This window comes from Streptomyces sp. 6-11-2 (assembly GCF_006540305.1).
In the GTDB taxonomy this organism is placed as follows: domain Bacteria; phylum Actinomycetota; class Actinomycetes; order Streptomycetales; family Streptomycetaceae; genus Streptomyces.
Genome location: NZ_BJOR01000001.1, coordinates 5,409,352 through 5,433,404, shown reverse-complemented (window position 1 = coordinate 5,433,404; position 24,053 = coordinate 5,409,352). Strand labels below are relative to the sequence as shown.

General features: G+C 71.4%; 25 protein-coding genes. 11 read left to right on the top strand and 14 right to left on the bottom strand.

Annotation, left to right across the window (positions count from 1 at the left end; genetic code table 11):
- Positions 1-139 precede the first annotated feature (139 nt).
- Entirely contained in the window at positions 140-826 is a 687-nt protein-coding gene (locus TNCT6_RS23940) for a maleylpyruvate isomerase family mycothiol-dependent enzyme (RefSeq protein WP_141361984.1), read from the top strand.
- 48 nt (positions 827-874) lie between these two features.
- Positions 875-1,531 carry an MBL fold metallo-hydrolase gene (locus TNCT6_RS23935; RefSeq protein ID WP_141361982.1) on the top strand — a complete coding sequence of 219 codons (657 nt, stop codon included), beginning with the start codon at positions 875-877 and terminating at the stop codon, positions 1,529-1,531.
- Positions 1,532-1,768: 237 nt separating this feature from the next.
- Here the strand turns inward: TNCT6_RS23935 and aroQ are convergent, their stop codons facing one another.
- The 7 genes from aroQ to TNCT6_RS23900 form a co-directional block, all read right to left on the bottom strand.
- Positions 1,769-2,245 carry a type II 3-dehydroquinate dehydratase gene (aroQ, locus tag TNCT6_RS23930; protein ID WP_141361980.1) on the bottom strand — a complete coding sequence of 159 codons (477 nt, stop codon included), beginning with the start codon at positions 2,243-2,245 and terminating at the stop codon, positions 1,769-1,771.
- An 80-nt stretch (positions 2,246-2,325) separates the two neighbouring features.
- Positions 2,326-3,426: a calcium:proton antiporter gene (locus tag TNCT6_RS23925; protein WP_141366768.1), complete on the bottom strand. Its 1,101-nt coding sequence runs from the start codon at positions 3,424-3,426 to the stop codon at positions 2,326-2,328.
- A 70-nt stretch (positions 3,427-3,496) separates the two neighbouring features.
- Positions 3,497-4,516, bottom strand: a complete 1,020-nt coding sequence (locus tag TNCT6_RS23920; RefSeq protein ID WP_141361979.1) for a TerC/Alx family metal homeostasis membrane protein — start codon at positions 4,514-4,516, stop codon at positions 3,497-3,499.
- A 176-nt stretch (positions 4,517-4,692) separates the two neighbouring features.
- Positions 4,693-6,789 carry a TerD family protein gene (locus TNCT6_RS23915; protein WP_141361977.1) on the bottom strand — a complete coding sequence of 699 codons (2,097 nt, stop codon included), beginning with the start codon at positions 6,787-6,789 and terminating at the stop codon, positions 4,693-4,695.
- Positions 6,790-6,861: 72 nt separating this feature from the next.
- Positions 6,862-7,440, bottom strand: coding sequence for a TerD family protein (locus TNCT6_RS23910; protein ID WP_141361975.1), 579 nt, complete (start codon positions 7,438-7,440; stop codon positions 6,862-6,864).
- Between the two features lie 132 nt (positions 7,441-7,572).
- The gene (gene uvrB / locus TNCT6_RS23905) at positions 7,573-9,738 is read right to left on the bottom strand and encodes an excinuclease ABC subunit UvrB (RefSeq protein ID WP_141361973.1); all 2,166 of its coding nucleotides are present in this window, start codon (positions 9,736-9,738) and stop codon (positions 7,573-7,575) included.
- Positions 9,739-9,778: 40 nt separating this feature from the next.
- Positions 9,779-10,654 carry an MHYT domain-containing protein gene (locus TNCT6_RS23900; RefSeq protein ID WP_141361971.1) on the bottom strand — a complete coding sequence of 292 codons (876 nt, stop codon included), beginning with the start codon at positions 10,652-10,654 and terminating at the stop codon, positions 9,779-9,781.
- A gap of 287 nt (positions 10,655-10,941) precedes the next feature.
- On the opposite strand from TNCT6_RS23900, the gene TNCT6_RS23895 reads away from it, so the two are divergent.
- Together TNCT6_RS23895 and TNCT6_RS23890 are read left to right on the top strand one after the other, a co-directional pair.
- Entirely contained in the window at positions 10,942-11,820 is an 879-nt protein-coding gene (locus TNCT6_RS23895; protein ID WP_141361969.1) for a glycerophosphodiester phosphodiesterase family protein, read from the top strand.
- A gap of 92 nt (positions 11,821-11,912) precedes the next feature.
- Positions 11,913-12,488 (top strand): methylated-DNA--[protein]-cysteine S-methyltransferase, encoded by a 576-nt coding sequence (locus tag TNCT6_RS23890; protein WP_141361967.1) that lies wholly within the window; start codon positions 11,913-11,915, stop codon positions 12,486-12,488.
- Between the two features lie 103 nt (positions 12,489-12,591).
- Here the strand turns inward: TNCT6_RS23890 and TNCT6_RS42105 are convergent, their stop codons facing one another.
- Positions 12,592-12,807 (bottom strand): hypothetical protein, encoded by a 216-nt coding sequence (locus TNCT6_RS42105; RefSeq protein ID WP_373996202.1) that lies wholly within the window; start codon positions 12,805-12,807, stop codon positions 12,592-12,594.
- Positions 12,808-12,851: 44 nt separating this feature from the next.
- Between TNCT6_RS42105 and TNCT6_RS23880 the strand changes: the two genes are divergently transcribed.
- Positions 12,852-13,757, top strand: coding sequence for a pseudouridine-5'-phosphate glycosidase (locus TNCT6_RS23880; RefSeq protein WP_141361965.1), 906 nt, complete (start codon positions 12,852-12,854; stop codon positions 13,755-13,757).
- On the top strand, positions 13,742-14,668 hold the full coding sequence (locus TNCT6_RS23875; protein ID WP_141361963.1) for a carbohydrate kinase family protein: 927 nt from the start codon (positions 13,742-13,744) through the stop codon (positions 14,666-14,668). Before TNCT6_RS23880 ends, TNCT6_RS23875 begins: the two co-directional genes overlap by 16 nt.
- A gap of 51 nt (positions 14,669-14,719) precedes the next feature.
- Here the strand turns inward: TNCT6_RS23875 and TNCT6_RS23870 are convergent, their stop codons facing one another.
- Positions 14,720-15,637, bottom strand: coding sequence for a class I SAM-dependent methyltransferase (locus TNCT6_RS23870; protein ID WP_141361961.1), 918 nt, complete (start codon positions 15,635-15,637; stop codon positions 14,720-14,722).
- A 155-nt stretch (positions 15,638-15,792) separates the two neighbouring features.
- On the opposite strand from TNCT6_RS23870, the gene TNCT6_RS23865 reads away from it, so the two are divergent.
- A complete protein-coding gene (locus TNCT6_RS23865) occupies positions 15,793-16,884 on the top strand; it encodes a magnesium and cobalt transport protein CorA (protein WP_141361959.1) in 1,092 nt (363 codons plus the stop codon).
- A 208-nt stretch (positions 16,885-17,092) separates the two neighbouring features.
- On the opposite strand, the gene TNCT6_RS23860 is transcribed toward TNCT6_RS23865, so the two are convergent.
- Complete coding sequence (locus tag TNCT6_RS23860) at positions 17,093-17,734, bottom strand: uridine kinase (protein ID WP_172633001.1); 642 nt, start codon at positions 17,732-17,734, stop codon at positions 17,093-17,095.
- A gap of 69 nt (positions 17,735-17,803) precedes the next feature.
- On the opposite strand from TNCT6_RS23860, the gene TNCT6_RS23855 reads away from it, so the two are divergent.
- A complete protein-coding gene (locus TNCT6_RS23855; protein ID WP_253266208.1) occupies positions 17,804-18,508 on the top strand; it encodes a DUF2293 domain-containing protein in 705 nt (234 codons plus the stop codon).
- A gap of 258 nt (positions 18,509-18,766) precedes the next feature.
- Positions 18,767-20,254 (top strand): glutamate synthase subunit beta, encoded by a 1,488-nt coding sequence (locus TNCT6_RS23850; RefSeq protein WP_141361955.1) that lies wholly within the window; start codon positions 18,767-18,769, stop codon positions 20,252-20,254.
- A gap of 69 nt (positions 20,255-20,323) precedes the next feature.
- On the opposite strand, the gene TNCT6_RS23845 is transcribed toward TNCT6_RS23850, so the two are convergent.
- The 3 genes from TNCT6_RS23845 to TNCT6_RS23835 form a co-directional block, all read right to left on the bottom strand.
- Entirely contained in the window at positions 20,324-21,112 is a 789-nt protein-coding gene (locus tag TNCT6_RS23845) for an SAM-dependent methyltransferase (protein ID WP_141361953.1), read from the bottom strand.
- A 91-nt stretch (positions 21,113-21,203) separates the two neighbouring features.
- The gene (locus TNCT6_RS23840) at positions 21,204-21,476 is read right to left on the bottom strand and encodes a DUF397 domain-containing protein (RefSeq protein ID WP_141361951.1); all 273 of its coding nucleotides are present in this window, start codon (positions 21,474-21,476) and stop codon (positions 21,204-21,206) included.
- Complete coding sequence (locus TNCT6_RS23835; protein ID WP_141361941.1) at positions 21,477-22,337, bottom strand: helix-turn-helix transcriptional regulator; 861 nt, start codon at positions 22,335-22,337, stop codon at positions 21,477-21,479.
- A 249-nt stretch (positions 22,338-22,586) separates the two neighbouring features.
- Between TNCT6_RS23835 and TNCT6_RS23830 the strand changes: the two genes are divergently transcribed.
- Together TNCT6_RS23830 and TNCT6_RS23825 are read left to right on the top strand one after the other, a co-directional pair.
- Positions 22,587-23,213: an ATP-binding protein gene (locus TNCT6_RS23830; protein WP_141361939.1), complete on the top strand. Its 627-nt coding sequence runs from the start codon at positions 22,587-22,589 to the stop codon at positions 23,211-23,213.
- A complete protein-coding gene (locus TNCT6_RS23825) occupies positions 23,204-23,656 on the top strand; it encodes a hypothetical protein (RefSeq protein WP_141361937.1) in 453 nt (150 codons plus the stop codon). The genes TNCT6_RS23830 and TNCT6_RS23825 overlap by 10 nt, the downstream gene beginning before the upstream one ends.
- A gap of 33 nt (positions 23,657-23,689) precedes the next feature.
- Here the strand turns inward: TNCT6_RS23825 and TNCT6_RS23820 are convergent, their stop codons facing one another.
- The gene (locus TNCT6_RS23820; RefSeq protein ID WP_141361935.1) at positions 23,690-23,875 is read right to left on the bottom strand and encodes a hypothetical protein; all 186 of its coding nucleotides are present in this window, start codon (positions 23,873-23,875) and stop codon (positions 23,690-23,692) included.
- Between the last annotated feature and the right edge of the window lie 178 nt (positions 23,876-24,053).

Genomic DNA, 24,053 nt, shown 5'->3' with positions numbered 1-24,053 from the left:
CGGATGCGCCCGGATACACAACAATCCCCGGCTCTCCAGCATGCCCGATGCCGCATCCGACCTTATAGCACGTACATTCGATTTACGGCCGTCCTTCACCGCCTTCACCCGAACGTGTGGCGCGACTAGGGTCGGCGTCATGATTGATCACGCGCGCGACCTGGCGTCTGTGCAGGACGCAACCGAACGACTGCTGACCGCTGTCGGCAAGCTGGACAACGCGGCTGTGACCGACCAGTCACGACTGCCCGGCTGGACCCGGGGCCACATCCTGGCCCATCTCGCCCGCAACGCGGACGCGCTGGTGAACGTTTTCGAGGGCCGTCCCATGTACGCGTCCGCCGAGACCCGGGACGCCGACATCGAGCGCGACGCCCCGCGCCCCCTCGACGTCCAGGTCACCGACGTGCGCGACACCGCGGCCCGCTTCCAGCGGACGGCGGCCGAGCCCGCGGACTGGTCGCGGACCGTGGAGCTGCGCAACGGCGTCACCGACTCCGCGTCCCGGGTGCCCTTCCGGCGCTGGGTGGAGGTCGAACTGCACCACGTGGACCTCGGCATCGGCCACGAGCTCGAGGACCTGCCGGCGGAGTTCGTCGAGCGGGAGATCGAGTTCCTGGCCCAGCGGTTCTCCGGGCACCCGGACGTGCCGCCGGCCCGGCTGACGGACGGCACGCACGCGTGGGACACGGGCCGGGAGGCGGAGGAGCCCGCGGTCACCGTCACGGGGGGCCGGGCGGACCTGCTCGGCTGGCTCGCGGGGCGCCGCGACGGATCCGCCCTGACGGTGGCGGGCGGCTCGCTCCCGGCACTGCCGCCGCTGTAGCCGCGTGCGCGGTCCCCGGGCGGCTGCCCCCGCTATAGGCTGACGGCCATGACGTACAGCGGAGAGGTGAAGGTCGGCGGCCCGGCGGACGTGCACGAGCTGAAGGACCTGATGATCACCAAGATCGCGGTCGGCCCGATGGACAACAACGCCTATCTGCTGCGCTGCCGGGCCACGGACGAGCAACTGCTGATCGACGCGGCGAACGACGCGCACACGCTGCTCGGCATGATCGGTGACGACGGCATCGCCTCCGTCGTCACCACCCACCGGCACGCCGACCACTGGCAGGCGCTGGCGGAGGTCGTGACGGCCACGCGCGCGCGTACGTACGCGGGACGGGACGACGCCGAGGGCATCCCGGTGCCGACCGACGTCCTCGTGGGCGACGGGGACACCGTGCGGGTGGGGCAGGTGGAACTCACCGCGCGCCACCTCGTCGGCCACACCCCCGGCTCGATCGCGCTGGTCTACGACGACCCGCACGGGCATCCGCACGTGTTCACGGGCGACTGCCTCTTCCCCGGCGGGGTGGGCAACACCCGCAAGGACCCGAAGGCGTTCGCCGGCCTGATCCACGACGTGGAGACGAAGATCTTCGACGTCCTCCCGGACGAGACCTGGGTCTACCCGGGCCACGGCAACGACACCACGCTGGGCGCCGAGCGCCCGCATCTGCCGGAGTGGCACGCGCGCGGCTGGTGAACGGGCGGTGGGTGGTGAACGGGCGGCGTACGGCCGCACGCCGCTCTCCGCCTGTGCACCCCGCGCACCCCGTGTGCACCCCGCGCACACAGCGGTGGCACGCACCCGCTCCCCCTCCGCGTCGTCGCGCAGTCGACTGGGGGCAGCCCCGCGTGGGAAGACGGCTCCCGCGCGGTACGGGCCGCCGGTCCTCTGTCCCGCCCTCGACCGGCGGCCCCGGCCACGCGCCGCGGGCGGCTACGCGTCGGCCGCCCGCTGTGCGCCGGCCAGTGCCGCGACCCGCTCCACCGCGAACGCGTAGCCCTGCACTCCGCACCCGGCGATGACGCCGTCGGCGCGCAGGGAGACGTAGGAGTGGTGCCGGAACTGCTCGCGCTGATGGATGTTGGAGATGTGCACCTCCACCACCGGCATCCCGTCGCAGGTGTTGAGCGCGTCGAGGAGGGCGACGGAGGTGTGCGAGTAGGCGGCGGGGTTGATGACGATTCCGCAGTGGTTCAGCCGGGCCTCGTGGATCCAGTCGACCAGTTCGCCCTCGTGGTTGGACTGGCGGAAGTCGACCGTGCCGCCGTGCGCCGCGGCCGCCTTGGCGCACAGTGCCTCGACGTCCGCGAGCGTGTCGGAGCCGTAGATCTCCGGCTGCCGCTGCCCGAGCAGGTTCAGGTTGGGGCCGTTGAGAATCATGATCGGGGCGTTGGCCAGGGTGCGGGGCACGGTTCCTCCGGTCCGTTCGTCCGACGCGGCCGATGGGCGACCGCCGTTCGGAGCCGGTCTATCACGGCACGCCGGTTCGCCTAGGGGTTGATCGCCAGCTCCAGATAGGCCGCGAAGATCACCAGATGGACACCGCCCTGGAGCGGCGTGGCCCGTCCCGGCACCACGGTCAGCGAACTGACCACCACGGTGAGCAGGAGCAGCAGCATGTGAGTGGGACCGAGGCCGAGGACGAGCGGCCCGGACAGCCACAGCGACGCCAGCGCGACGGCCGGGATGGTCAGGCCGATGCTGGCCATCGCGGATCCCAGAGCGAGGTTGAGGCTGGTCTGCACCCGGTCGCGCCGGGCGGAGCGCAGCGCGGCGATGGTCTCGGGCAGCAGCACGAGCAGGGCGATGATCACTCCGACGACCGCGTGGTGCAGACCTGCGGACTCCACCGCTGACTCGACGGTGGGCGACACGCCCTTGGCCAGTCCGACCACGCCGACCAGGGCCAGGCCCAGCAGTCCCACGCTGATCCAGGCGGTGCGGGTGGACGGCGCCGCCGCGTGGTCCTCGGAGGTGATCACCTCGCCCTGCCGGGTGATCGGCAGGAAGTAGTCGCGGTGCCGCACGGTCTGGGTGGTCACGAACAGGCCGTACAGGACGAGTGAGGAGATCGCGGCGAAGGTGAGCTGGACTCCGGAGAACTGCGGTCCCGGCTGGGTGGTGGTGAACGTCGGGAGGACCAGGCTGAGCGTGGCCAGGGTCGCCACGGTGGCGAGCGCGGCGCCGGTGCCCTCGGCGTTGAAGACGGCCGTGCCGTGACGCAGGGAGCCGACCAGCAGACTGAGTCCGACCACGCCGTTGCAGGTGATCATCACGGCCGCGAACACCGTGTCCCTGGCGAGCGTCGAGGACTTGTCGCCGCCGTCCGCCATCAAGGTCACGATGAGCGCGACCTCGATGACGGTGACGGCGATCGCGAGGACCAGGGAGCCGAAGGGTTCTCCGACCCGGTGGGCGACCACCTCCGCGTGGTGCACCGCGGCCAGGACCGAGCCGGCGAGGACCAGGGTGACCACGCCGACGACCGCGCCGGGCAGGGACCGCCCCCAGGTGAGGATCAGCAGGACGACCGCGAGAACCGGCACGATGATCGTCCACGCCGTCAAGAGTCCCCTGAGCCGCGTGATCATGCTGCGATCGTCGCAGAGTCCCGGAACGATCGCATGCGCGATGAGGGGCCGGGTGTGCTCCCGCTCACGCTCACGCATCGACCCGGTCCTTCGCCGCGTCCTCGTGGCCCGCCTCCCGTGCCTCCGTCTCCCGCACCTCCTTCGCGGCCTGCTTCCGGGCGGCCAGCAGGCTGGTGACGGTGGTGACGGCCAGAACCGCGCAGATCACACCGAGGGAGACCGGGATGCTGATCTCGGGGACATGCACGCCGGACTCGTGCAGCGCGTGCAGCACCAGCTTGACGCCGATGAAGCCGAGGATCACCGACAGGCCGTAGGACAGGTGGACCAGCTTCTTGAGCAGGCCGCCTATCAGGAAGTACAACTGCCGGAGGCCCATCAGCGCGAAGGCGTTGGCGGTGAAGACGATGTACGGGTCCTGGGTGAGGCCGAAGATCGCGGGGATGGAGTCGAGGGCGAACAGGATGTCGGTGGTGCCGATCGCGAGCATCACGACCAGCATCGGCGTCATCACCCGCTTGCCGTTCTGCCGGATCCACAGCCGGGTGCCGTGGTAGCGGTCGGCCACGCCGAAGCGGCGCTCGGCGGCCTTGAGCAGCTTGTTCTCCTCGAAGTCCTCTTCCTCGTCCCCGCCGGAGCGGGCCTCCTTGATGAGCTTCCAGGCGGTCCAGATCAGGAAGGCGCCGAAGAGGAAGAACACCCACGAGAAGCTCGCGATGATCGCGGCTCCGGCGGCGATGAAGCCGGCCCGCAGCACCAGGGCTATGAGGACGCCGATCATCAGCACCCGTCGCTGGTACTGCGACGGCACGGCGAACTTGGCCATGATCAGGACGAAGACGAAGAGGTTGTCGACGCTCAGCGACTTCTCGGTGATGAAGCCGGCGAAGAACTCGCCGGCTGGGCGGCCGCCGCCGAAGACGAGCAGACCGAGCCCGAAGAGACCGGCCAGGACGACCCAGACGGCCGTCCAGATCCCGGCTTCCTTGATCGACACGTCATGGGGTTTGCGGCCGATGAAGAAGTCGACGGCGATCAGGGCGGCCAGGCCGATGATGGTCAGGACCCACAGGGACAACGAGACATTCACAGGACAAAACGGTACCCGAACCCCAAGGAATGGTAAAGAGCAAGGCAAAGAAAAGATCAAAGTTGCAGGTCAGAGGGATTTACTATTCCTTGGGAAGGGGTGGTGCGGGGCGTGTACCCGGGCTCAGCGGTTCCAGTCGCGACGACTGAGGCGACCGAGGCCCCGGTCGGGACCGCTCAACGGCTCCCGTCGCGCCGGGCCGCCGCGACCTCGGTGAGCACCAGTTGGAGCACCTGGCTGCCCGGCGGCACCACCGGCGGCTCGTACGTCCAGGCGTGTCCGACCCAGGGGTCGGCGAGGTGGTCGTCGGGCACCGGGGTCAGTCGCATCAGCGAACGCCACAGCGGGTCGAGCAACGGGCCGTAGGCGGCGGCGTCCTCGCGGTCGGCGACCATCATCAGGTGGACACCCACGGCCGGGCCCTCGTCGGCGAGGTAGCGCAACTGGGTCACGGCGCGGTCGTCGAATCCGTGCGGGAAGTCGTTGACGATCAGCAGCTGTTCGGCGGCGTCGAAGCCGGGCGGCAGCGCGTCCGGCGCGCCCCCGCGCACGGCCATCTGCACCAGGTCGACCCGCTGGGTGAGCCGGCTCAGGACATCGGCGACCCCGGCAGCGCCGGCCGCGGGCGGCCCCGCGAGCACGCCCGTGTGCACCAGGGGCGCGAGTGCCTGCGCTCCGGATCCGGCCGGGTCGATGACGTGGACGCCGAACTCGCCCGCCGGGTAGACGGCGATCAGCCGGGCCGCGTGCGCCACGGCCGCCTCCATCGCCAGGCGGCGCCGTTCGCCCGCGTCCGCGAAGGTTTCGTCGGGGGACGCCCAGCGGCCGCTGTCGATCCACAGGCCGCGCTCCAGCGGCAGCCGGATCAGCATGGGGATGCGCAGGGACGGGTCCTCGGGCAGGTGGAGATCGCCGAGGCGTACCGCCATGGGGATCTCCATCGGCACGCGGTAGCCGTGCCAGACCGGGTTGTCCCAGCGGGCGTACGCCGCCGGCAGGGCCGGCTCGACGACCTCGGACTCGTCGGTGAGCTGGGCCAGGTCTCTGTCGAGCGACGCCCTGGCCTGGTCGACGAGCCGCGCGTGCTTGGCACGGGCCGCCTCCCGGGCGGCATCGCCCTGACCGCCGATGCGGCTGCGCGGGTCGGACAGGACCTGGTCCAGCTCCTTCTCCATGCGCGACTCGGCGAAGTCGACGGCACTGCGGTAGGCGGCCGTGGTGCGGGCCAGGTCCTCGAACATCCCCCAGACCTGGTTGTAGAGCCGCTCCTCCATCGACCACCCGGTCGCGTCCCCCGCGACGGGCCGCGCGGGCTGCCCGGCGTGGCCGGGACTCGCGGCCGGTGCGGCCGGTGGCGCCGCGGGCTGTCCGGACGGGGCCGAAGGCTGCCGGGGCGGGGGTGCGGGCTGTACGGACGGGGGTGCGGGCTGTGCGGGCTGTCCGGGCGGGGGTGCGGGCTGTCGCCGCGGGTGCCGGTAGTCGATGGTTCCGCCCGCGGGCACCGATGTCGTTGGTCCGGCCGCGGGGGTCCCGCCTCCGGATCCTCCTGGGCCCGCGGACTGCGGCGCCGAGGGCCCGGCGGTCCCGGAGACCTGTCCCTCGTGGGAAGAACCCTCGTGGGAGGAAACGGAAGCAGCGGGGTTCGGCCCGGGCGGCGCGGAGGCCTGGTGGGAACGGGCTTCATCCGTCGTGCGGGGCGGGGGTGCCGCCACCGAGCGGGCCAGTCCCTCGGCCACCGCCTCCTCGGTGGCGGTGGCCAGTTCAGCGGCCTGGGTCAGCCCCAGGTCACTGAGAAGTTCGGTGAGGCCGCCCGCGTAGCCCTGGCCGACGGCGCGCACTTTCCAGGAGTCCTGGCGGCGGTACAGCTCCATCGCGATCACGGCGGACTCGGCGTCCAGGCCGGTGATCGTATAGCTGGCGAGTTCGGTGCCGTCCGGGCCGGTGACCGCGACGAAGGGGGCGGCGACCGCGCCGAACCGGGTCGGGCCCCCACTCGCGGCGGGCAGGGCCAGCAGCACGTCGACGCGGTGCACCGCCTCGGGTATGGCACCCAGGTCGACGGCGAGCCGGTGGTCGGCGGCTGCCTGGCGCGAGACCTCCAGACCGGGCAGGACGGGAGCGCCGGGGTGCACCACCCACTCGGCGCCCCGCGCCCTGCCGCTGTCGTCGCTGAGCGTGGCCGCAGCCACGACCGGACAGCCGGCCGAGATCCGGATCTCCAGGCGGACCTCGGAGAGCGGGTGGTTCTGCCCCCGCACCAGCTCGGCCGTCATCGCCTTCGTCCCCCTGGTGTCATGTGCTGTCGCCCGCCGACCGTCCGGACAATCCGAACCGTTCGGGCCGTTCTACAGGTGCGGCAGGATCGTCGGCATCAGGTCCTGGAAGGTGCGGCCGTTGGCGGGGGCGCCGAGGGCCGTCATCGTCCAGGCGCCGTTCACGCGGTGCACCTTCGCCATGATCTGGGCGGTGTAGTTGCCACCGCCGGCGAGGGTGTAGCGGGCGAGCTCCTGGCCGTTGGTCTCGTCGACCAGGCGGCAGAACGCGTTCTGCACCTCCTGGAAGGTCTGGCCCGTGAAGGAGTTCACGGTGAAGACGATCTGGTCGATGTGGACCGGGACGCGCTGGAGGTCGACGAGGATCGACTCGTCGTCGCCGCCCTGCCCCGCGCCGCCGACCAGGTTGTCGCCGGTGTGGCGCACGGAGCCGTCGTCGCTCACCAGGTGGCGGAAGAAGACGACGTCGACCGGCTGCTTCTCGGCGAAGAGCACGGCGGAGGCGTCGAGGTCGATCTCGCGCGTGCGCGAGCCGAACAGGCCCCGGCGCGGAGCCGCCTGCCAGCCGAGACCCATACGGACCGCGGTCAGGCTGCCCCCGTCGTTCTTCTGCAGACTGATGGCCTGACCCTTGGTCAAGTTGACGGTCACGGCTGATTCCCCTCTCGAGCTACGCCCCTGTCGCCGCCGGTACCGCGGCTGCCAAGAACCCTACGCAGCGGCAGTGGCTCCGCCGCACACGGGTCCGCACTTTGTGTCGGTCTTGCAACACAGCGCAGTCGGTCAGGACAGCCCCGCCTCGCGCATCTGACGCAGTTCCTTCTTCATCTCCGCGACCTCGTCGCGCAACCGGGCCGCGACCTCGAACTGGAGGTCGGCGGCGGCGGCGCGCATCCGCTCCGTCATCTCCTCGATCTGCTCGGCGAGTTCGGCGGCGGGACGGTCGGTGGGCACCGTCTCCTTCGCCTTGCCCTTGGCGGACTTGGCGGATTTGGCCGGCTTTGCGGCACCGGCGGCCTTGGCGCCGTTCTCGCCGCGGGACGGCACGGGGGTCTTCGCGCCCTTGCCCTCCTTCCCCTTGCGGTACCCGGAGCCGAGCAGCTGCTCGGTGTCGACCTCCTCGCGGGCGATCTGCGCGACGATGTCGTTGATCTTCTTGCGCAGCGGCTGCGGGTCGATGCCTTTCGCCTTGTTGTACGCGATCTGCTTCTCCCGGCGGCGGTTGGTCTCCTCGATGGCCTTCTCCATCGCCGGGGTGATCTTGTCGGCGTACATGTGGACCTGGCCGGAGACGTTGCGCGCCGCGCGGCCGATGGTCTGGATCAGTGAGGTGCCCGAGCGCAGGAAGCCCTCCTTGTCGGCGTCGAGGATCGCCACCAGTGACACCTCGGGCAGGTCGAGGCCCTCGCGCAGCAGGTTGATGCCGACCAGGACGTCGAACTCGCCGCTGCGCAGCTCGCGCAGCAACTCGATCCGGCGCAGGGTGTCGACATCGCTGTGCAGGTAGCGCACCTGGATGCCGAGTTCCAGGAAGTAGTCCGTCAGGTCCTCGGCCATCTTCTTGGTCAGCGTGGTGACCAGGACACGCTCGTCCTTCTCCACGCGCCCGCGGATCTCGTGCACCAGGTCGTCGATCTGGCCCTCGGTGGGCTTGACGACGACCTGCGGGTCGACCAGGCCGGTGGGGCGGATGATCTGCTCGACCTGCCCGTCCGAGCGGGACAGCTCGTACTTGCCCGGCGTCGCCGACAGGTACACCGTCTGTCCGATGCGCTTCTGGAACTCCTCCCACTTCAGCGGGCGGTTGTCCAGGGCGGACGGCAGCCGGAAGCCGTGCTCGACGAGGGTGCGCTTGCGGGAGGCGTCGCCCTCGTACATCGCGCCGATCTGGGGCACGGTGACGTGCGACTCGTCGATGACGAGCAGGAAGTCGTCCGGGAAGTAGTCGAGCAGGGTGTTGGGCGGGGTGCCGGGCGCGCGGTCGTCGAAGTGCATCGAGTAGTTCTCCACGCCGGAGCAGGTGCCGATCTGGCGGAGCATCTCGATGTCGTAGGTGGTGCGCATCCGCAGTCGCTGGGCCTCCAGCAGCTTGCCCTGCTTCTCCAGCTCGGCCAGGCGCTCCTCGAGCTCCTTCTCGATGCCCCTGACCGCCCGCTCCATGCGCTCGGGACCGGCGATGTAGTGCGAGGCCGGGAAGACGTACAGCTGCTGGTCGTCGCTGATGATCTCGCCGGTGAGGGGGTGCAGGGTCGACAGCGCCTCGATCTCGTCGCCGAACATCTCGATACGGACGGCCAGCTCCTCGTAGACCGGGAAGATCTCGATGGTGTCGCCGCGCACCCGGAAGGTGCCGCGGGTGAACGCCATGTCGTTGCGCGTGTACTGGATGTCCACGAAGCGGCGCAGCAGCTCGTCACGGTCGATCTCATCGCCGATCCGGAGGGGCACCATGCGGTCCACGTACTCCTGCGGGGTGCCCAGGCCGTAGATGCAGGAGACGGAGGCGACCACGACGACGTCGCGACGGGTGAGCAGTGAGTTGGTCGCCGAGTGGCGCAGGCGCTCGACCTCCTCGTTGATCGAGGAGTCCTTCTCGATGTAGGTGTCCGACTGCGGGACGTAGGCCTCGGGCTGGTAGTAGTCGTAGTACGAGACGAAGTATTCGACCGCGTTGTTCGGCAGCAGTTCGCGGAACTCGTTGGCCAGCTGGGCGGCGAGCGTCTTGTTCGGCGCCATGACGAGGGTCGGTCGCTGCAGCTTCTCGATCATCCACGCCGTGGTGGCGGATTTTCCGGTGCCGGTGGCGCCGAGCAGGACGACGTCCGGCTCCCCCGCCTCGATGCGCTGGGCGAGTTCGGCGATGGCCTGCGGCTGGTCGCCGCTGGGCTGGTAGGGACTGACGACCTCGAAGGGCGCCACCGTGCGTTCGATGTGAGAGACGGGCCGCATGACATCCACCGTACGACCCGCCACTGACAACGGGTCCCGATCAGCGGTTCTGCGGAACGCGGGGGCGTTCGCGGACCGTCTCACGGCCGGGATCGCGGTGGGCGCCGGCCGGGGGACACCCGGCGGAATGGGCGAGTTCACGCGCCGGCACGCCCGGCTTGTGCTCGGCCGGGGTCCAGTCGGACCTGCCCGTGATCATCAGCGGGTCGAACAGCACGACGGCACCGGTGAGCAGCAGGAAGACGAGCGGACCGATCAGCATCGGCGTGAGCAGGGCGGCCGACGACTCGCCGGTGGTGGCGCCGCTCGTTTCGTGCAGGTGGACGCTGAGGGCGGCCATGCCCGTGTAGTGCATGCCGACGACGGCGAGACCCATGACGAGGCTGGCGCCTACGCTCCAGAGGAACCCTTTCGCCCGCCCGGCCGCCCAGAGGGCCGCGGTCGCGGCGACGACGGCGATGACCACGGAAGCCGCGACGGTGAGGGTGTTGTACTCGAGCGTGCCGTCGAGCCGCATCCCGGCCATGCCCAGATAGTGCATGCTGGCGACGCCGAGCCCGGTGATCGTGCCGCCGGTGAACAGAGCGGAGCCGGTCGCACCCCGGTAGCCGACGATGAAGATCCCGATCCCCGTCATGATGATGGCGACGGCGAGGCTCGCGTACGTCGTCGGCCGGTCGTAGCCGATCGACGCCTCTTCGACGGTGAAGCCGGTCATCGCGACGAAGTGCATCGTCCAGACGCCCGAGCCGATCGCGGCCGAGCCGAGGGCGAGCCAGCCGGGGCGCCAGGAGCGCGCGACGAGCAGTGCGCGGGTGGTGCAGCGCAGACCGAGGGCCCCACCGAGGCAGGCCATGAGACAGGCCACCAGCGGGGTGACGAGCCCGTAGCTGAATCCGTCGACGGTGCCGTGCATGCGCGGTTGCCCTTCCGCCCTCTTGAAGTCCCGGAAATCGTGAATGCCCCCCGTCCCAGGACCGCCACGCGGTCAAGGTTGACGCTGAGAGTATGACTGCCACCGGAATGGCCGAACGACTTTCCGGCAAAGAAGCACGGCCTCGTCGCAGATGTGCGGCACCCGTGAGCGAGCACGGTCGGTTCCGTGTGGTCCGTGACTCCACCCGTGGCTCTTCCTCGAGCGCCTCGTTGACTCTGTGCTGTCACTCTTGTGCTATCCGTGATCATTTGTCGCGAGGAGTACGTATGCACGCGCGCGCAGTCGCCGTCCTGGCCACCGCCCTGGCGGCGGTCGCCGTCCTGTTCCTGCCCGGCTCGGAGGTACGGGCCGCGGAGGCCCACCGGCCGCAGCCCGCGGTCGTCGCCCACCGGGGTGCCTCCGCCCACGCCCCGGAGAACACGCTGCCCGCCATCGACAAGGCGGCGGCGCTCGGCTTCTCCTGGGTGGAGAACGACGTCCAGCGCACCAAGGACGGCAAGCTCGTGGTCATCCACGACGCCACCCTGGAGCGGACGACCAACGTCGAGCAGGTCTTTCCCGGCCGGGCCCCGTGGAAGGTGAAGGACTTCACCGCCGCCGAGATCGCCCGCCTGGACGCGGGCAGCTGGTTCTCCCCCAAGTTCGCGGGCACGCGCGTGCCGACGCTCGACCAGTACATGCGCCGGCTCGAACGCAACCACGAGAAGCTGCTCCTGGAGATCAAGAACCCAAAGCTGTATCCGGGGATCGAGGCACAGACCCTCAAGGTGCTCGCCAACGACGGCTGGCTCGACCACCGGCACCTGGCGAGCCGACTGATCGTGCAGAGCTTCAGCGCCAACAGCGTGCGGACCGTGCACGCGCTGAAGCCCGCCGTCCGCACCGCTTTCCTCGGCCGCCCGGACACGGCGGACCTGCACCGGTACGCGGCCTTCGTGGACCTGATCAACCCCTCCTACCGCACGCTGTCGGCGGACTACGCGGCGGCCGTCCGTGCGCACCGAGGGCCGCACGGCGTCCCGCTGGGGATCTTCACCTGGACGGTCAACAACGCCGCCAGTGCCCGGACCGTCGCCGGCTTCGGCGTGGACGGCATCATCACCAACAAGCCGGAAGTGGTGCGCAGGGCGCTCAAGACCGCCTGATCGCTTGAGACCGCCTCATCGCCCGAGACCGTCTGGTCCCGCGGCGGTGCAGGTCGGAGGGCGTTGTCAGTGGCGGGCCGTACCGTAATCGCATGGACAACCACGAGCAGGACGAGCATCGGTTCGTACCGGACGAGCAGCGGGTCGTGTGGGCCGTCGTCGGTACCGGCATCGGCCCCCTGCTGCTGGCCGCGACCCCCGAGGGCCTGGTCAACGTCGTCTTCCACGCCACTGACGCGATACGGGAGCGCGCGCTGGACCGGCTGGCGTCCCGGCTGGGCACCGAGCCGGTCGAGGCGCCCGACTCCCCGCTGCTCGCGGAGGCGATACGCCAGGTGCGGGCGTACTTCGCGGGCGAGCGGCAGGACTTCGAGCTGCCGCTGGACTGGTCTCTGATCTCGGGCTTCAACCGGCAGGTGCTGCGCGAACTGGCGTCGGGCGTGCCGTACGGCACGGTCGTCGGGTACGGCGATCTGGCCGACCGGGTGGGGCAGCCGGGTGCCGCCCAGGCGGTGGGCGCGGCGATGGGCGCCAATCCGCTGCCGGTGGTCGTGCCGTGTCACCGGGTCGTCGAGAGCGACGGGGGCATCGGCGGCTTCGGCGGCGGCCTGGAGGTCAAGCGCAGGCTGCTCGCGCTGGAAGGCGTGCTGCCCGAGCCGCTGTTCTGAGGCGCCGGGCGCGAGGCGCACTGCCCTACGGGCGCGAGGCGCGCTGCTCGTAGTACCTGGCCGGGTGTGCCCTTCTCGTGGTGCCGGACCGCGCGTGCGCTGGTCACCGCGCGTGCGCCAGTCGTAGTGCCGGACCTCGAACGGGGTGGCCCGCGCTGCCCGCCGCGCCGGGGACCATGCTCATGCGTTCGGCCATGTCGAGCGGGGCGAGGTCGAGGATCGTCTCCTCGGTCAGGCGTACGGAGGGGAAGGACGCCTCGCATGCGTCCCAGGCTGGGCCTCGCGGGACGGGCCGCGAGGGTTTGGCCCGGTGCGGCACCCGCCAGAGATGAGGGGAGAGCGCGACAGACGGGAGGCAGGCACGTGCTGGTGGTGTCCGAAGAGGTGCGGGAGGCGCTGGCCGCGCGTCGTCCCGTGGTGGCCCTGGAGTCAACGATCATCGCCCATGGGCTGCCGCGCCCGCGCAATCTCCAGGTGGCGCTGGAGCTTGAGGACGCGGTACGGCAGGAGGGCGCCGTGCCCGCGACCATCGCGGTGCTGAACGGCCACCCTCACATCGGCCTGGACAAGGGGCAGTTGGAGCGGGTCGCGAACGAGGAGGGGATGCGCAAGCTCGGCCACCGCGACCTGCCGCTCGCGATGGCCGCGGGGGCGAGCGGGGCGACCACGGTGTCGGGGACGGCGCTGCTGGCCTCGCTGGCGGGCATCCGTGTGTTCGCCACGGGCGGGCTGGGCGGAGTGCACCGCGAGTGGACGGTGACGCAGGACGAGTCCGCCGACCTCGGACTGCTGGCGCGCACACGGATCACGGTCGTGTGCGCCGGGGTCAAGTCGATCCTGGACGTGCCGGCGACGTTGCAGCGGCTGGAGACGCTGGGGGTCGCGGTGGCCGGGTACGGCACGGACCGCTTCCCCGGGTTCTATCTGTCCGACTCCGGTCATCCGGTGGACTGGACACTGCGGACGCCGGAGGACGTGGCCGCGGTGATGCGGGCGCAGAACGCGCTGCGGGCGCCGGAGTCGGCGCTGATCGTCGCCAACCCGGTGCCGCTGCAGGAGCAGTTGGATCCCGAACTGCACGCGCGTGTGCTCGCCGACGCGCTGCACGCGTGCGAGGAGGAGGGCGTCACGGGGCAGGCGGTCACCCCGTTCCTGCTCGACTACCTGGTGCGGCACACCGACGGCGCCTCGCTGCGCGCCAACCTGGCGGCGGTGCGCGGCAACGTACGGCTGGCGGCGCTGATCGCCGCGGCGTGGGCCCTGCCGTGACGGACGGCGGGGGTGGGGCGCTGCTGGTGGTCGGGGACGTCGTGACGGATGTCGTCGTGCGGCATCGCGGCCCTCTCGCGAGCGGCACCGACACCTCCGCCGCGGTCCGGATGCTGCCCGGCGGGGCGGGGGCCAACGTGGCCTGCTGGGCGGCCCACAGCGGGTGCCAGGAGGTCCGGCTGCTGGGGCGGGTGGGCGCGGAGTCGGCGGCCTGGCACGAACGGGCGCTGGTCGCTTCGGGCGTGCGCCCCCATCTGGTCGTCGATCCCGGGGCGCCGACCGGGACGGTGGTCTGCCTCGTCGACTCCTCGGCGGCGGCCGAGCGCACGTTCCTCACGGACAGCGGGGCGTCGCTGCGCCTTGAGGCGGGTGACTGGTCCGACGCGCTGCTCGACGGGGTGGCCCGGCTGCACCTGTCGGGCTACCTGCTGTTCTCCGGTACGGGCCGGGCGCTGGTGGCGAGCGCCGTCGCGGCGGCCCACGCGCGTGGCGTGCCGGTGAGCCTGGATCCCGCGTCGGCCGGGTTCCTCGTCACGCTGGGCGTGGACCGGTTCCTCGCGCTCGTCGAGGGGGTGGACGTGCTGCTGCCGAGCCGCGACGAGGCCTGCCTGCTGACGGGCCTGCCCGACCCGGCGGACGCGGCGGCCGAGCTGAGCCGCCACGTCCCGCTCGTGGTCGTGAAGCAGGGCGCCGCCGGGGCACGGGTGGCACACGCGGGTGCCGTCCGTGCCCACGTACCCGCGGTGCCTGCCACCGCGCGGGACACCACCGGCGCGGGCGACGCCTTCACCGGCGCCTTCCTCGCCGCCCTTCTGGCCGGCGCCGCTGCTGGGGCCGCGGCAGCCCGGGGATGCGCGGCGGGCGCGCTCGCGGTGGCGCGGGTGGGCGGGAGGCCTCCGAGAGCCCGGTAGCGTTCCGATGCCTCCGAGAGCCGGTGACCTGCCGGTCGGCGGCCTCAGGTGCTACGGCTTGGTGCCCCAGGCGGAGATCATCGGTGCTGTGGTCAGGTCCATGGTGCCGGAGGCCACGTTGGCCAGGTGCTGGTCGATCTCCTCGTCGGCGGCCAGGCCCGCGGTGACGAGGCGGGTACGGATCTGCCGGACCGTGGCCGACTCCAGGGCGGTGCAGGCCGGGGAGGTGACCGGGAAGTAGGCGTCGGCCTCCACCTGGCCCAGGCCTGCCTCGCGCAGCAGGCGCGGGAGTCTGCGGCCGTAGGACAGGTCGGCGCCACGGTCGGCCAGCAGGCGGCGGAAGCCGCGGCGCAGCCGGTTGGCCAGTTCCTCCGCCGGGCCGTGTTCGTCCGGGCAGAGCAGGGGCTGGAGGGCGGGGTCGGCGTCCTCCAGCAGCAGCCGTCCGCCGGGGCGCAGTGCCTTGATCATCGACCGCAGCGCCCGTTCCCGGTCCGGCACGTGGACCAGGACGAGCCGGGCGTGCACGAGGTCGAAGCCCTCGCCCGGCGGCTCCTCGGCGCCCACGTCGTGCATTCTCACCTCCACCGGCGGGCGGGCGGCCTTGGCGACCAGTGAGGTGTCGATATCGGTCGCGACGACCGTGCCGGTGAGGCCGACCCGCTCGGCCAGCCAGGAGACGACGGAGGTGCCGCCGGCGCCGACCTCCCAGCAGCGCCATCCTGGTCCGACGCCGAGTCCTTCGAAGTGACGGAACGTCGTGGGATCGAAGAGGGTCGCGAAGGCGTCGAAGCGCTCGCCGGCCTCGGTCTGCCGGTTCTCGAGCAGATATCGGCCTCCACCCGGGCCTTCGCGCCGCCCCTCGCCCCGGCTCTCGGGCTGACCCGCGTCCCGGCCGCCCTCGTTCCCGTCCTTGTCCTGGTCGGTGTCCGCGCCGGAATGCCCGTCCGGATGCCCGTCGCTGTGCGTCATACCGGGATCATCCCAGCCTTCCCCGGCGCCTGCCGTGCCCGTCCACAGGCGGGAACAAAGCGGAATGTGTGGTTTCCACAGGCTTACCCGGCGCTCACGTGGGCCTGGCAAACTGGCTCGACCAGGCGGCAAAAGGTGCACGCGAGGAGATCCGGATGTCCATGGCGGGGAATCTGCGGAAGGTGGCTCGGCTGGCCCGAGGGCGGCGCCGGGTCGACCTGAGCCATCCCGCCCGGTCGCCGCTGGGCTCCTCCGTGGTGAACTGCGTGGCCTACCAGGACGGCGAGCGGGTTCCGGAGGCCGGTGATCTGGTGGAGGCCGTGGCGCGGGTGCGCAAGGCCCGTGACGGTTTCGTCTGGCTGGGACTGCACGAACCGACGGACGCGGAGTTCGCGGGCATCGCGGACCTCTTCGACCTGCACCCGCTGGCGGTGGAGGACACGGTCAAGGCGCATCAGCGCCCGAAGGTGGAGCGGTACGGCGAGACGCTGTTCGCGGTGTTCAAGACGGTGTGCTACCTCGAGCACGAGAAGCTGACGGCGACCAGCGAGGTGGTCAGCACCGGCGAGATCATGGTGTTCACCGGGGAGGACTTCGTGATCACCGTGCGGCACGGCCTGCACGGCTCGCTCGGTCCGCTGCGCGAGGAACTGGAGTCCGATTCGGGGCAGCTCGCCAAGGGGCCGGCGGCGGTGCTGCACGCGATCGCGGACCATGTGGTCGACGACTACCTGAGCGTCACCGACTCGTTCCAGGAGGACATCGACGAGGTGGAGGCCGAGGTGTTCGCGGAGGATGGCGCGCGTGTCGATCCGGGGCGGATCTACCAGCTCAAGCGGGAGCTGCTGGAGCTGAAGCGGGCCGTCGTGCCGCTGGGGCGCCCGCTGGAGGAGCTCTCCGCCCGGCCGATGAAGGTGGTCGGCGCGGAGATACAGGCGTACTTCAGGGACGTCCTCGACCACCAGACCCGGGCCAAGGAGCAGATAGCCGCCTTCGACGAACTGCTGAACTCGATTCTCCAGGCCCACCTCGCGCAGGTGACGGTGGCGCAGAACGAGGACATGCGCAAGATCACGGCATGGGCCGCGGTGATCGCCGTGCCGACCATGGTGTGCGGGGTGTACGGCATGAACTTCCGCGTGATGCCAGAGCTCCACTGGCGGTTCGGCTATCCGCTGGTCATCTGCCTGATATCGGCCGTGTGCGTGTCGCTGTACCGCGGCTTCCGCCGTAACGGCTGGCTCTGAGCCGCCGGCCCTCCCCTGCCGACGGCTGACCCGGCAGACGGCTGACCCGGGAACTGGGTGGCGTCTCAGGGACCGGCCGCCCGGACCGGGAGCCACGGCCGGGACCGGGTGCCGCAGGGGCCGGCCGCCGGACCGGGTGCCGCAGGGGCCGGCCGCCGGAGCGGGTGCCGCAGGGGCCGGCCGCTGGGTGACCAGGGGGCGCCGGGGCTCAGCCGTTCCAGGCCGGGTGCCGGGGGTCGTCGGCGCGTACCAGGACATCGGCGGTGCGGGCCGGGTCGGTCTCGGCGTCGTAGCGCTCGAAGGCGGGCAGCGTCCAGTGCTCGGCCTCCGGAGTACGGCGGCGCAGGGCGCCCGGGGAGAGGAGGACGTGGACGGTCAGGTCGAAGGGGAACCAGTGACGCAGCAGGAGGGGACCGTGCAGCAACAACAGGGCGCCGGGCGGGAGCTGGACGTAGGCGCTGCGGGTGGCGCGGTCGGTGACCGGGTCCCGCAGGTCGGGCAGGACGCGTCCGTCACCGCCGGGTTCGAGCGGGCCGAAGACCTCGCGCCACAGGGCGCCGGTGTCGAGCCAGCCGTTGTAGTAGGACTCCTCGTCCCGGTGGCCGTGTTCCAGCCGGAGGGAGGCCGGGCGCAGGAAGCCCTCTGTATCCACGACCAGCGCGGAACGGCCGAGCGGCCGCAACGCCTCGGCGACGCGGTGCGCCAGGTCGCCCGGGAGGGCGGCGGGGGCACCGTCGAAGGCGATGCGCGGCCAGGGGCTGCCGTCGGCGGGCTTCAGGTCGAGCAGGCGCTCGGCGAGGAGGTCGCCGAGCCGTTCCCAGGTGATCGCTTGAAGACGCACACGGCCCATGATGCGTCAGGGCGGAAGCGGGGTGCGGCGGGAGGAGCGTCCGGGTACGCGCCCGGGAATGTGCGTCGTATGGCCCCGCGTATGGCCGCGCTCCCGGTCCCCCGGCCGTCCGACGGCCTCCTCGTCCTCCAGCCGCTGCGGCGCAAGCGGTGTGCCGCGTGCCGGCGCGGCCCGCTGCCGCTGCTCGTACTGGAGGAGGGGGTGCCGCGGTGCCTGGACTGCGCCGACCTCGGGCACCTGGTCTTCCTGCCGCGCGGCGACACCGCGCTGACGCGCCGGTCGCGGGAGGAGAGCGCGCTGTCGGCGGTGGTGGTGCGGTTCAACCGGCGCAGAAGCCGGTACGAACGGCAGGGCGTCCTCGTCGAGGAGGCGGCGCTCGCGCGCGCGGAGCTGCGGTGCCTGGCGGACGCCGAGGCGCGACGCCGTCGCCGCGCGCGCGACGCACGGCGACGGGCGGCCGAGGACATACGGTTCGCGGACGCGTTCGCGGCGGAGATCCTGCGGCTCTTTCCCGCCTGCCCGCCGGACCGCGCGCGGGCCATCGCCGGGCACACCTCCCTGCGCGGCAGCGGACGGGTCGGCCGCAGCGCGTCGGGGCGCGCTCTGTCCGAGACCGCGGTCACCTCGGCGGTCGCGGCCTCCGTACGCCACCTGGACACGCCCTACGACCGGCTGCTGATGAGCGGGGTGGCACGGCCCGAGGCCCGGCAGCGGATCAGGGCCGACGTGGACTCGGTGCTGCGGGCCTGGCGGGAGCAGAACCCGAGCGCGTAGCACCCGCCCGAGCCGGCGGCTCCGCACATACCGCTCCACGGACAAACCCGGCTCCGCGCTCCGCACCACCCGCACCACGGACAAGCCCCGCCACACACACCACCCGCACCACGGACAAGCCCCGCCACGCGCACCCCGCAGCACGGACATACCCGGCTCCGCGTGCCCCTCACGACGGGCATAGCGGGCTCTGCGCCTGGGGCCCGGCGGTCGTATCGTGGCCGGAAAGAGGTGGTGCCCGAGGCAAGGGGGACGGCCATGGCCGATCCCAAGGGTTTCATGACCACACCCCGCCAGGAGTGGCCCCGCAGGCCGGTCGAGGAGCGGGTGCGGGACTGGCACGAGGTGTACGTGCCGGGCGGGCTGCTTCCGATCATCAGTAAGCAGGCCGACCGGTGCATGGACTGCGGGGTGCCGTTCTGCCACGAGGCCTGTCCGCTGGGCAATCTGATCCCCGAGTGGAACGACCTGGTGTCCCGGGAGGACTGGCGGGCGGCCGCCGACCGGTTGCACGCGACGAACAACTTCCCCGAGTTCACGGGGCGGTTGTGCCCGGCGCCGTGCGAGGCGGGGTGTGTGCTGGCGATCAACCAGCCCGCGGTCACCATCAAGAACGTCGAGTGCGCGATCGCCGACCGGGCCTGGGAGGAGGGGTTCGCCCCGCCGCGCCCGCCGGACCGGCTGTCCGGGCGGACCGTCGCGGTGGTCGGGTCGGGGCCGACCGGGCTCGCCGCGGCCCAGCAGCTGACGCGCGCGGGACACACGGTCGCCCTGTACGAACGGGACGACCGGCTCGGCGGACTGATGCGGTACGGCATTCCCGCGTTCAAGATGGAGAAGCACCACCTGGAGCGGCGGTTGGAGCAGATGCTGGCCGAGGGGACGAAGTTCCGTACGTCGACGGAGGTCGGGCGGGACGTCGGGGCCGGGGAGTTGCGGGCGCGCTACGACGCCGTGGTGATCGCCACGGGCGCCACGGCCTGGCGTGAACTACCTGTACCAGGAAGGGAGTTGGCCGGAATCCACCAGGCGATGGAGTACCTGCCGCTGGCCAACCGGGTGGGTGAGGGCGACGTGGAGACCTCACCGGTGTCCGCGGCCGGCCGGCACGTCGTGATCGTCGGCGGCGGGGACACGGGAGCCGACTGCCTGGGCACGGCGGTGCGGCAGGGCGCCGCGTCCGTGACCCAGCTGGACATCTACGCCCTGCCGGGCGCGGAGCGCGACGAGGACCTCGAGCCGTGGCCGACCTACCCGAAGATCTACCGGCTGTCGCCCGCGCACCAGGAGGCGGGCGACCTGGGCACGGCGCCGGTCGCGGACGCCGACGCGCGGCTGTTCGCCGCGTCCACGCTCCGCTTCGCCGGTGACGCCGACGGGCATGTCCACGAGCTGCACCTGACCGAGGTGGACGCGGCACGGCGCCCCCTGCCGGGCACCGAACGCACGCTCCCCGCCGATCTGGTGCTGCTCGCACTGGGTTTCTCCGGCCCGTCCCAGGAGGACGGCCTCATCGACCAGTTGGGTCTGCGGCTCACCCCGCGTGGCACGATCGCCCGCGACCCCGCCTTCGCGACCAACGTCCCGGGCGTGTTCGCCGCCGGGGACGCCGCCCGCGGCCAGTCGCTGATCGTCTGGGCCATCGCCGAGGGCCGCGCGGTCGCGGCGGCCGTGGACCACCACCTGACGGGCGTCTGGAGCCTCCCGTCCCCGATCGGCCCGTACGACCGTCCGATGCGGGTGTGATGCCGACGGCGTCCCACCCTGGCCGACGGCACCCCGCCTGGCCGGCGGGGCGCCGCGGACATCACTCCGTCACGGCTTCCGGGCCACAGCCCCGTAACCCGGGATGACTCCGTCGTCCTGGCCCGGAACCGGTTCGCCCAGTTCCGGGTGCCACTTGTGGACGACCTCAACGCCGGGTTCGACGAGTTCCAGGCCGTCGAAGAAGCGGGTGAACTCCTCGCGGGTGCGGAGGGCGAGGGTGACGCCTCCCGCCTTCAGTCTGGCCGTAGCCGCCGCCGACTCCTCCGGGGTGAAGTCCGAGGTGGCGTGGGTCATCATCAGGTAGCTGCCGGAGGGCAGTTCGGCGAGCAGACGCGCGACCAGGTCGTGGGCGCCGTCCTCGTCGGTGATGAAGTGGAGCAGCGCCACCAGGGACAGGGCCACGGGTTGGCCGAAGTCCAGGACCTTCCCGGCGCCCTCCAGGATCGTGGCCGGGTCACGGACGTCGGCCTGCACGTACTCGGTGATGCCACCCGGCGCGCTGCGCAGCAGGGCCGCCGCGTGGGCCAGCACGATCGGATCGTTGTCGCAGTAGACGACACGCGCGTCGGGCGCGATCGACTGGGCGACCTGGTGCAGGTTCGGCTCGGTGGGTATACCCGTGCCGATGTCCAGGAACTGCCGTACGCCCTGGCCGGCCAGCCACCGCGTCGCCCGGTGCATGAACGCGCGGTTGACCTTGGCCATCACCGGCACCCGCGGTTCGAGTGCGAGCATCTGCCGGCCCAGTTCCTCGTCGACCGGGTAGTTGTCCTTGCCGCCGAGGTACCAGTCGTACATCCGCGCGGGGTGCGGCTTGCTGGTGTCGATCTCGGTCATACGGCACCTCGTAAGCGTCTGGAATGAGCAATGATCATGATCAAGTCAGTACCAAGATTAGGGAGTTGAGTTAGCCAACAGACAGGGTCGTTCAAGTCAGCAGGAAGTCCGCCTCTCCGGCCTTCGCGCCCTCGATGAACGCCGTCATCTCGTCGGTCGTGTAGATGAGGGCCGGTCCGTCCGGATCGGTGGACTGACGGACCGCGATCCGGCCGTCGTCCAGCTTCATGGCCTCCAGGCAGTTGCCTCCGTTGCCCCCGCTCCACGGCTTGTGCCAGCCCTCGCTGCCGAGTTCACCGGCGGGCATGCCGTTGTAGATCCCGCGGCGCAGCCGCGGCTTGGGCTGGGACGTGATGCGTTCCATTCACAGCTCCTTGCGGAAATCCCGGAGGATCTCCTTCGTGCGATGTGCAGTAGCGGCCTGCGCCGCCATGCGGTCCATGACCTCGAGGTGGCTCGCCACCTCCTGACGCGCGTCCAGGTAGACCGCGCCGGTCAGGTACTCGCTGTAGACCATGTCCGGCAGTTCGGGCATGGCGAATCGGAACAGCACGAAGGGCCCGTACGTGCCGGCGTGCGGCCCCGCGGAGAACGGGGCGACCTGCAACGTCACGTTGGGCAGTTTCGCGGCTTCCAGCAGCCTGTCGATCTGAGCACGCATCACCTCGGAGTCGCCGACCTGCCGGCGCAGCGCCGTCTCGTCCATCACCACCCAGATCCTGGGGGCGTCCGGACGGGTGAGCAGATCCTGGCGTTGCATGCGCAGCGCGACATGGCGCTCTATGTCCTCGGGGCTGGTCTGGCCGACGGCGCCGGACTTGAGCACTCCGCGCGCGTAGTCCTCGGTCTGGAGCAGTCCGGGGACGAAGTGCGGCTCGTAGGACCGGATGAGGGTGGCGGCACCCTCCAGGCTGACGTACATCGAGAACCAGCCCGGCAGGATGTCGTGGAACCGCTGCCACCAGCCCGGCTGGTTGGCGTCCTCGGCCAGCCGCATGAAGGCCTCGGCCTCCTCGTCGGAGACGCCGTACGCCTTCAGCAGCAGCTGGAGGTACGGGATTTTGAGGGCGACCTCGGCCATCTCCATCCGGCGCACGGTGGCGGGGGCCACGTGCAGGATGCGGGCGGCCTCCTCGCGCTTGAGCCCCGCGCTCTCCCGCAGGTCCAACAGGCGCCGGCCGAGCACGACCTGCCCGACTGTCGGCGCGGACCGCGGCTCACTCACACTCCACCTCCACTGACCCAAGACCGAACTGTAAGGACGGACGTGAGGATTCAGGAGGTTCCCGTCATGAATCCCGCACAGCCCTCGGCAACCGCTCGAAGACCCGTTCGAAAATCCGGTGGACCCGGTGGTCTCAACTGGCGCCGCTCGACGTGCTGTTGCGAGCAGTGTGCCATGGCCCCTGAGCGCGTCACCAACACTCTGCAATTTTCAGAGTGCCACTTGCCAAGTGTTCACGGCGGGGCGATAGTGGCAAGCGTGATTCCGTCTCCGCCCTTAGGAACAGACGCCGCCGCGATCCCGCTGAGCCGCGGCGCGAGTACGGGAGCGGGCCCCGGCGGGGCCGTTGCCGAGCGTCGGTTCCGTTTCGAGCTGGCCGCGCATCCCGGTTCCCCCGCGCGGGCCAGGCGCCTGACCCGGACCCGCCTGACCGGCTGGTCCGTGTGCGAGGACACCTGCGACGCGGCGGCCCTGGTCGTCTCCGAGCTGGTCACCAACGCCATCGTGCACACCGCCAGCAGGCAGATCGTGTGCGAGCTGCAGGACGAGGACGAGCTGGTGCGCATAGCCGTGCGGGACGAGGGGTGCGCGCCGGGTGAGCCGCAGCCGTCGCCGCGGCAGCCCGAGGAGGAGCACGGAAGGGGACTGCTCCTCGTCGACGCCATGTGCCTGGCCTGGGGAGCCCTGGAGCAGGGCACCGGCCTGGTGGTGTGGGCGGAGCTGCCGCGCCGTTCCGCTCCCGCCCGGAGCGACCTGGGCTGGGGCGCCCGCCCCAAGCCGGCCCCTGCCCGCGACACGGACGACAAGAACGGAGCGCAGGCTCACGGCCAGGCGCACCGGCAGGCACATCACGGAACGGGGACCGCATGGCTGTGACCGGCGCCGGCTCCTTGGGCGGCTCCGGCCAGTCGCTCAACCTGGACACGCTCGTACGCCTGGGGCGCGGTCGTCGCACCCACGGCGCACCCCGGCGGCTGTCCGTACCCGAGGGCATGACCGTCCCCCTGGGCTGCGACGCGGTCGCGATCCCCGCCCGCCTCGGTCCGCAGCTCATGCCCCGGCTGCCCCGCGTGGGCTGCGTCTTCGCCGACCGAGCGCACTGGTGGTGGATCGTCCCCGCGGACTCCGACTACGCCCTGCGCTGGCCCGCCCCGGCCCACTACTCCCCGGGCGCGACGCTCCCCGCCTCGCCGACGGCGCCCATGCTCATGCACCGCCCGGCGGGCACGATCCCCTACACCCCGCCGATCCCCCTCTATCTGGCCCTGTGCCGGATCACCGGGACGGCACCGGCCTGGTCCCGCACCGTCAGCGCGTAACCGACCGGACTGATCCGGTCGCCGGCCGCCGGGTCACGCCTTGGCGCCACCGCCGGACTCCCCGCCCCGGACGATCACCAGGAACGTGTCTGTCGCGAGGTCCATGACAACCTCGGCGGGCAGGCCTTCCAGACGCCGCGCATGCGCGAACTCCTCCGCCGGCCACGACCCGCGCGGACCGCCGGCGGGAAAGCGTTCGAGCACCGTTCGCCCGTTCACCCTGCACCTCCACGTTCAATGCTGTACTTGCAGATTTAAACGCCTTGCAGGGGGCGAACGCCTCTCCTGGTGACCCTACTGAGACGTACGTGACATCAGTTCACCACCACGGGTGCGTCCCACTTCACATTTCCGGGCGGTACGAGCACCATCCGCGCCGATCCGCGTACACCCCGTG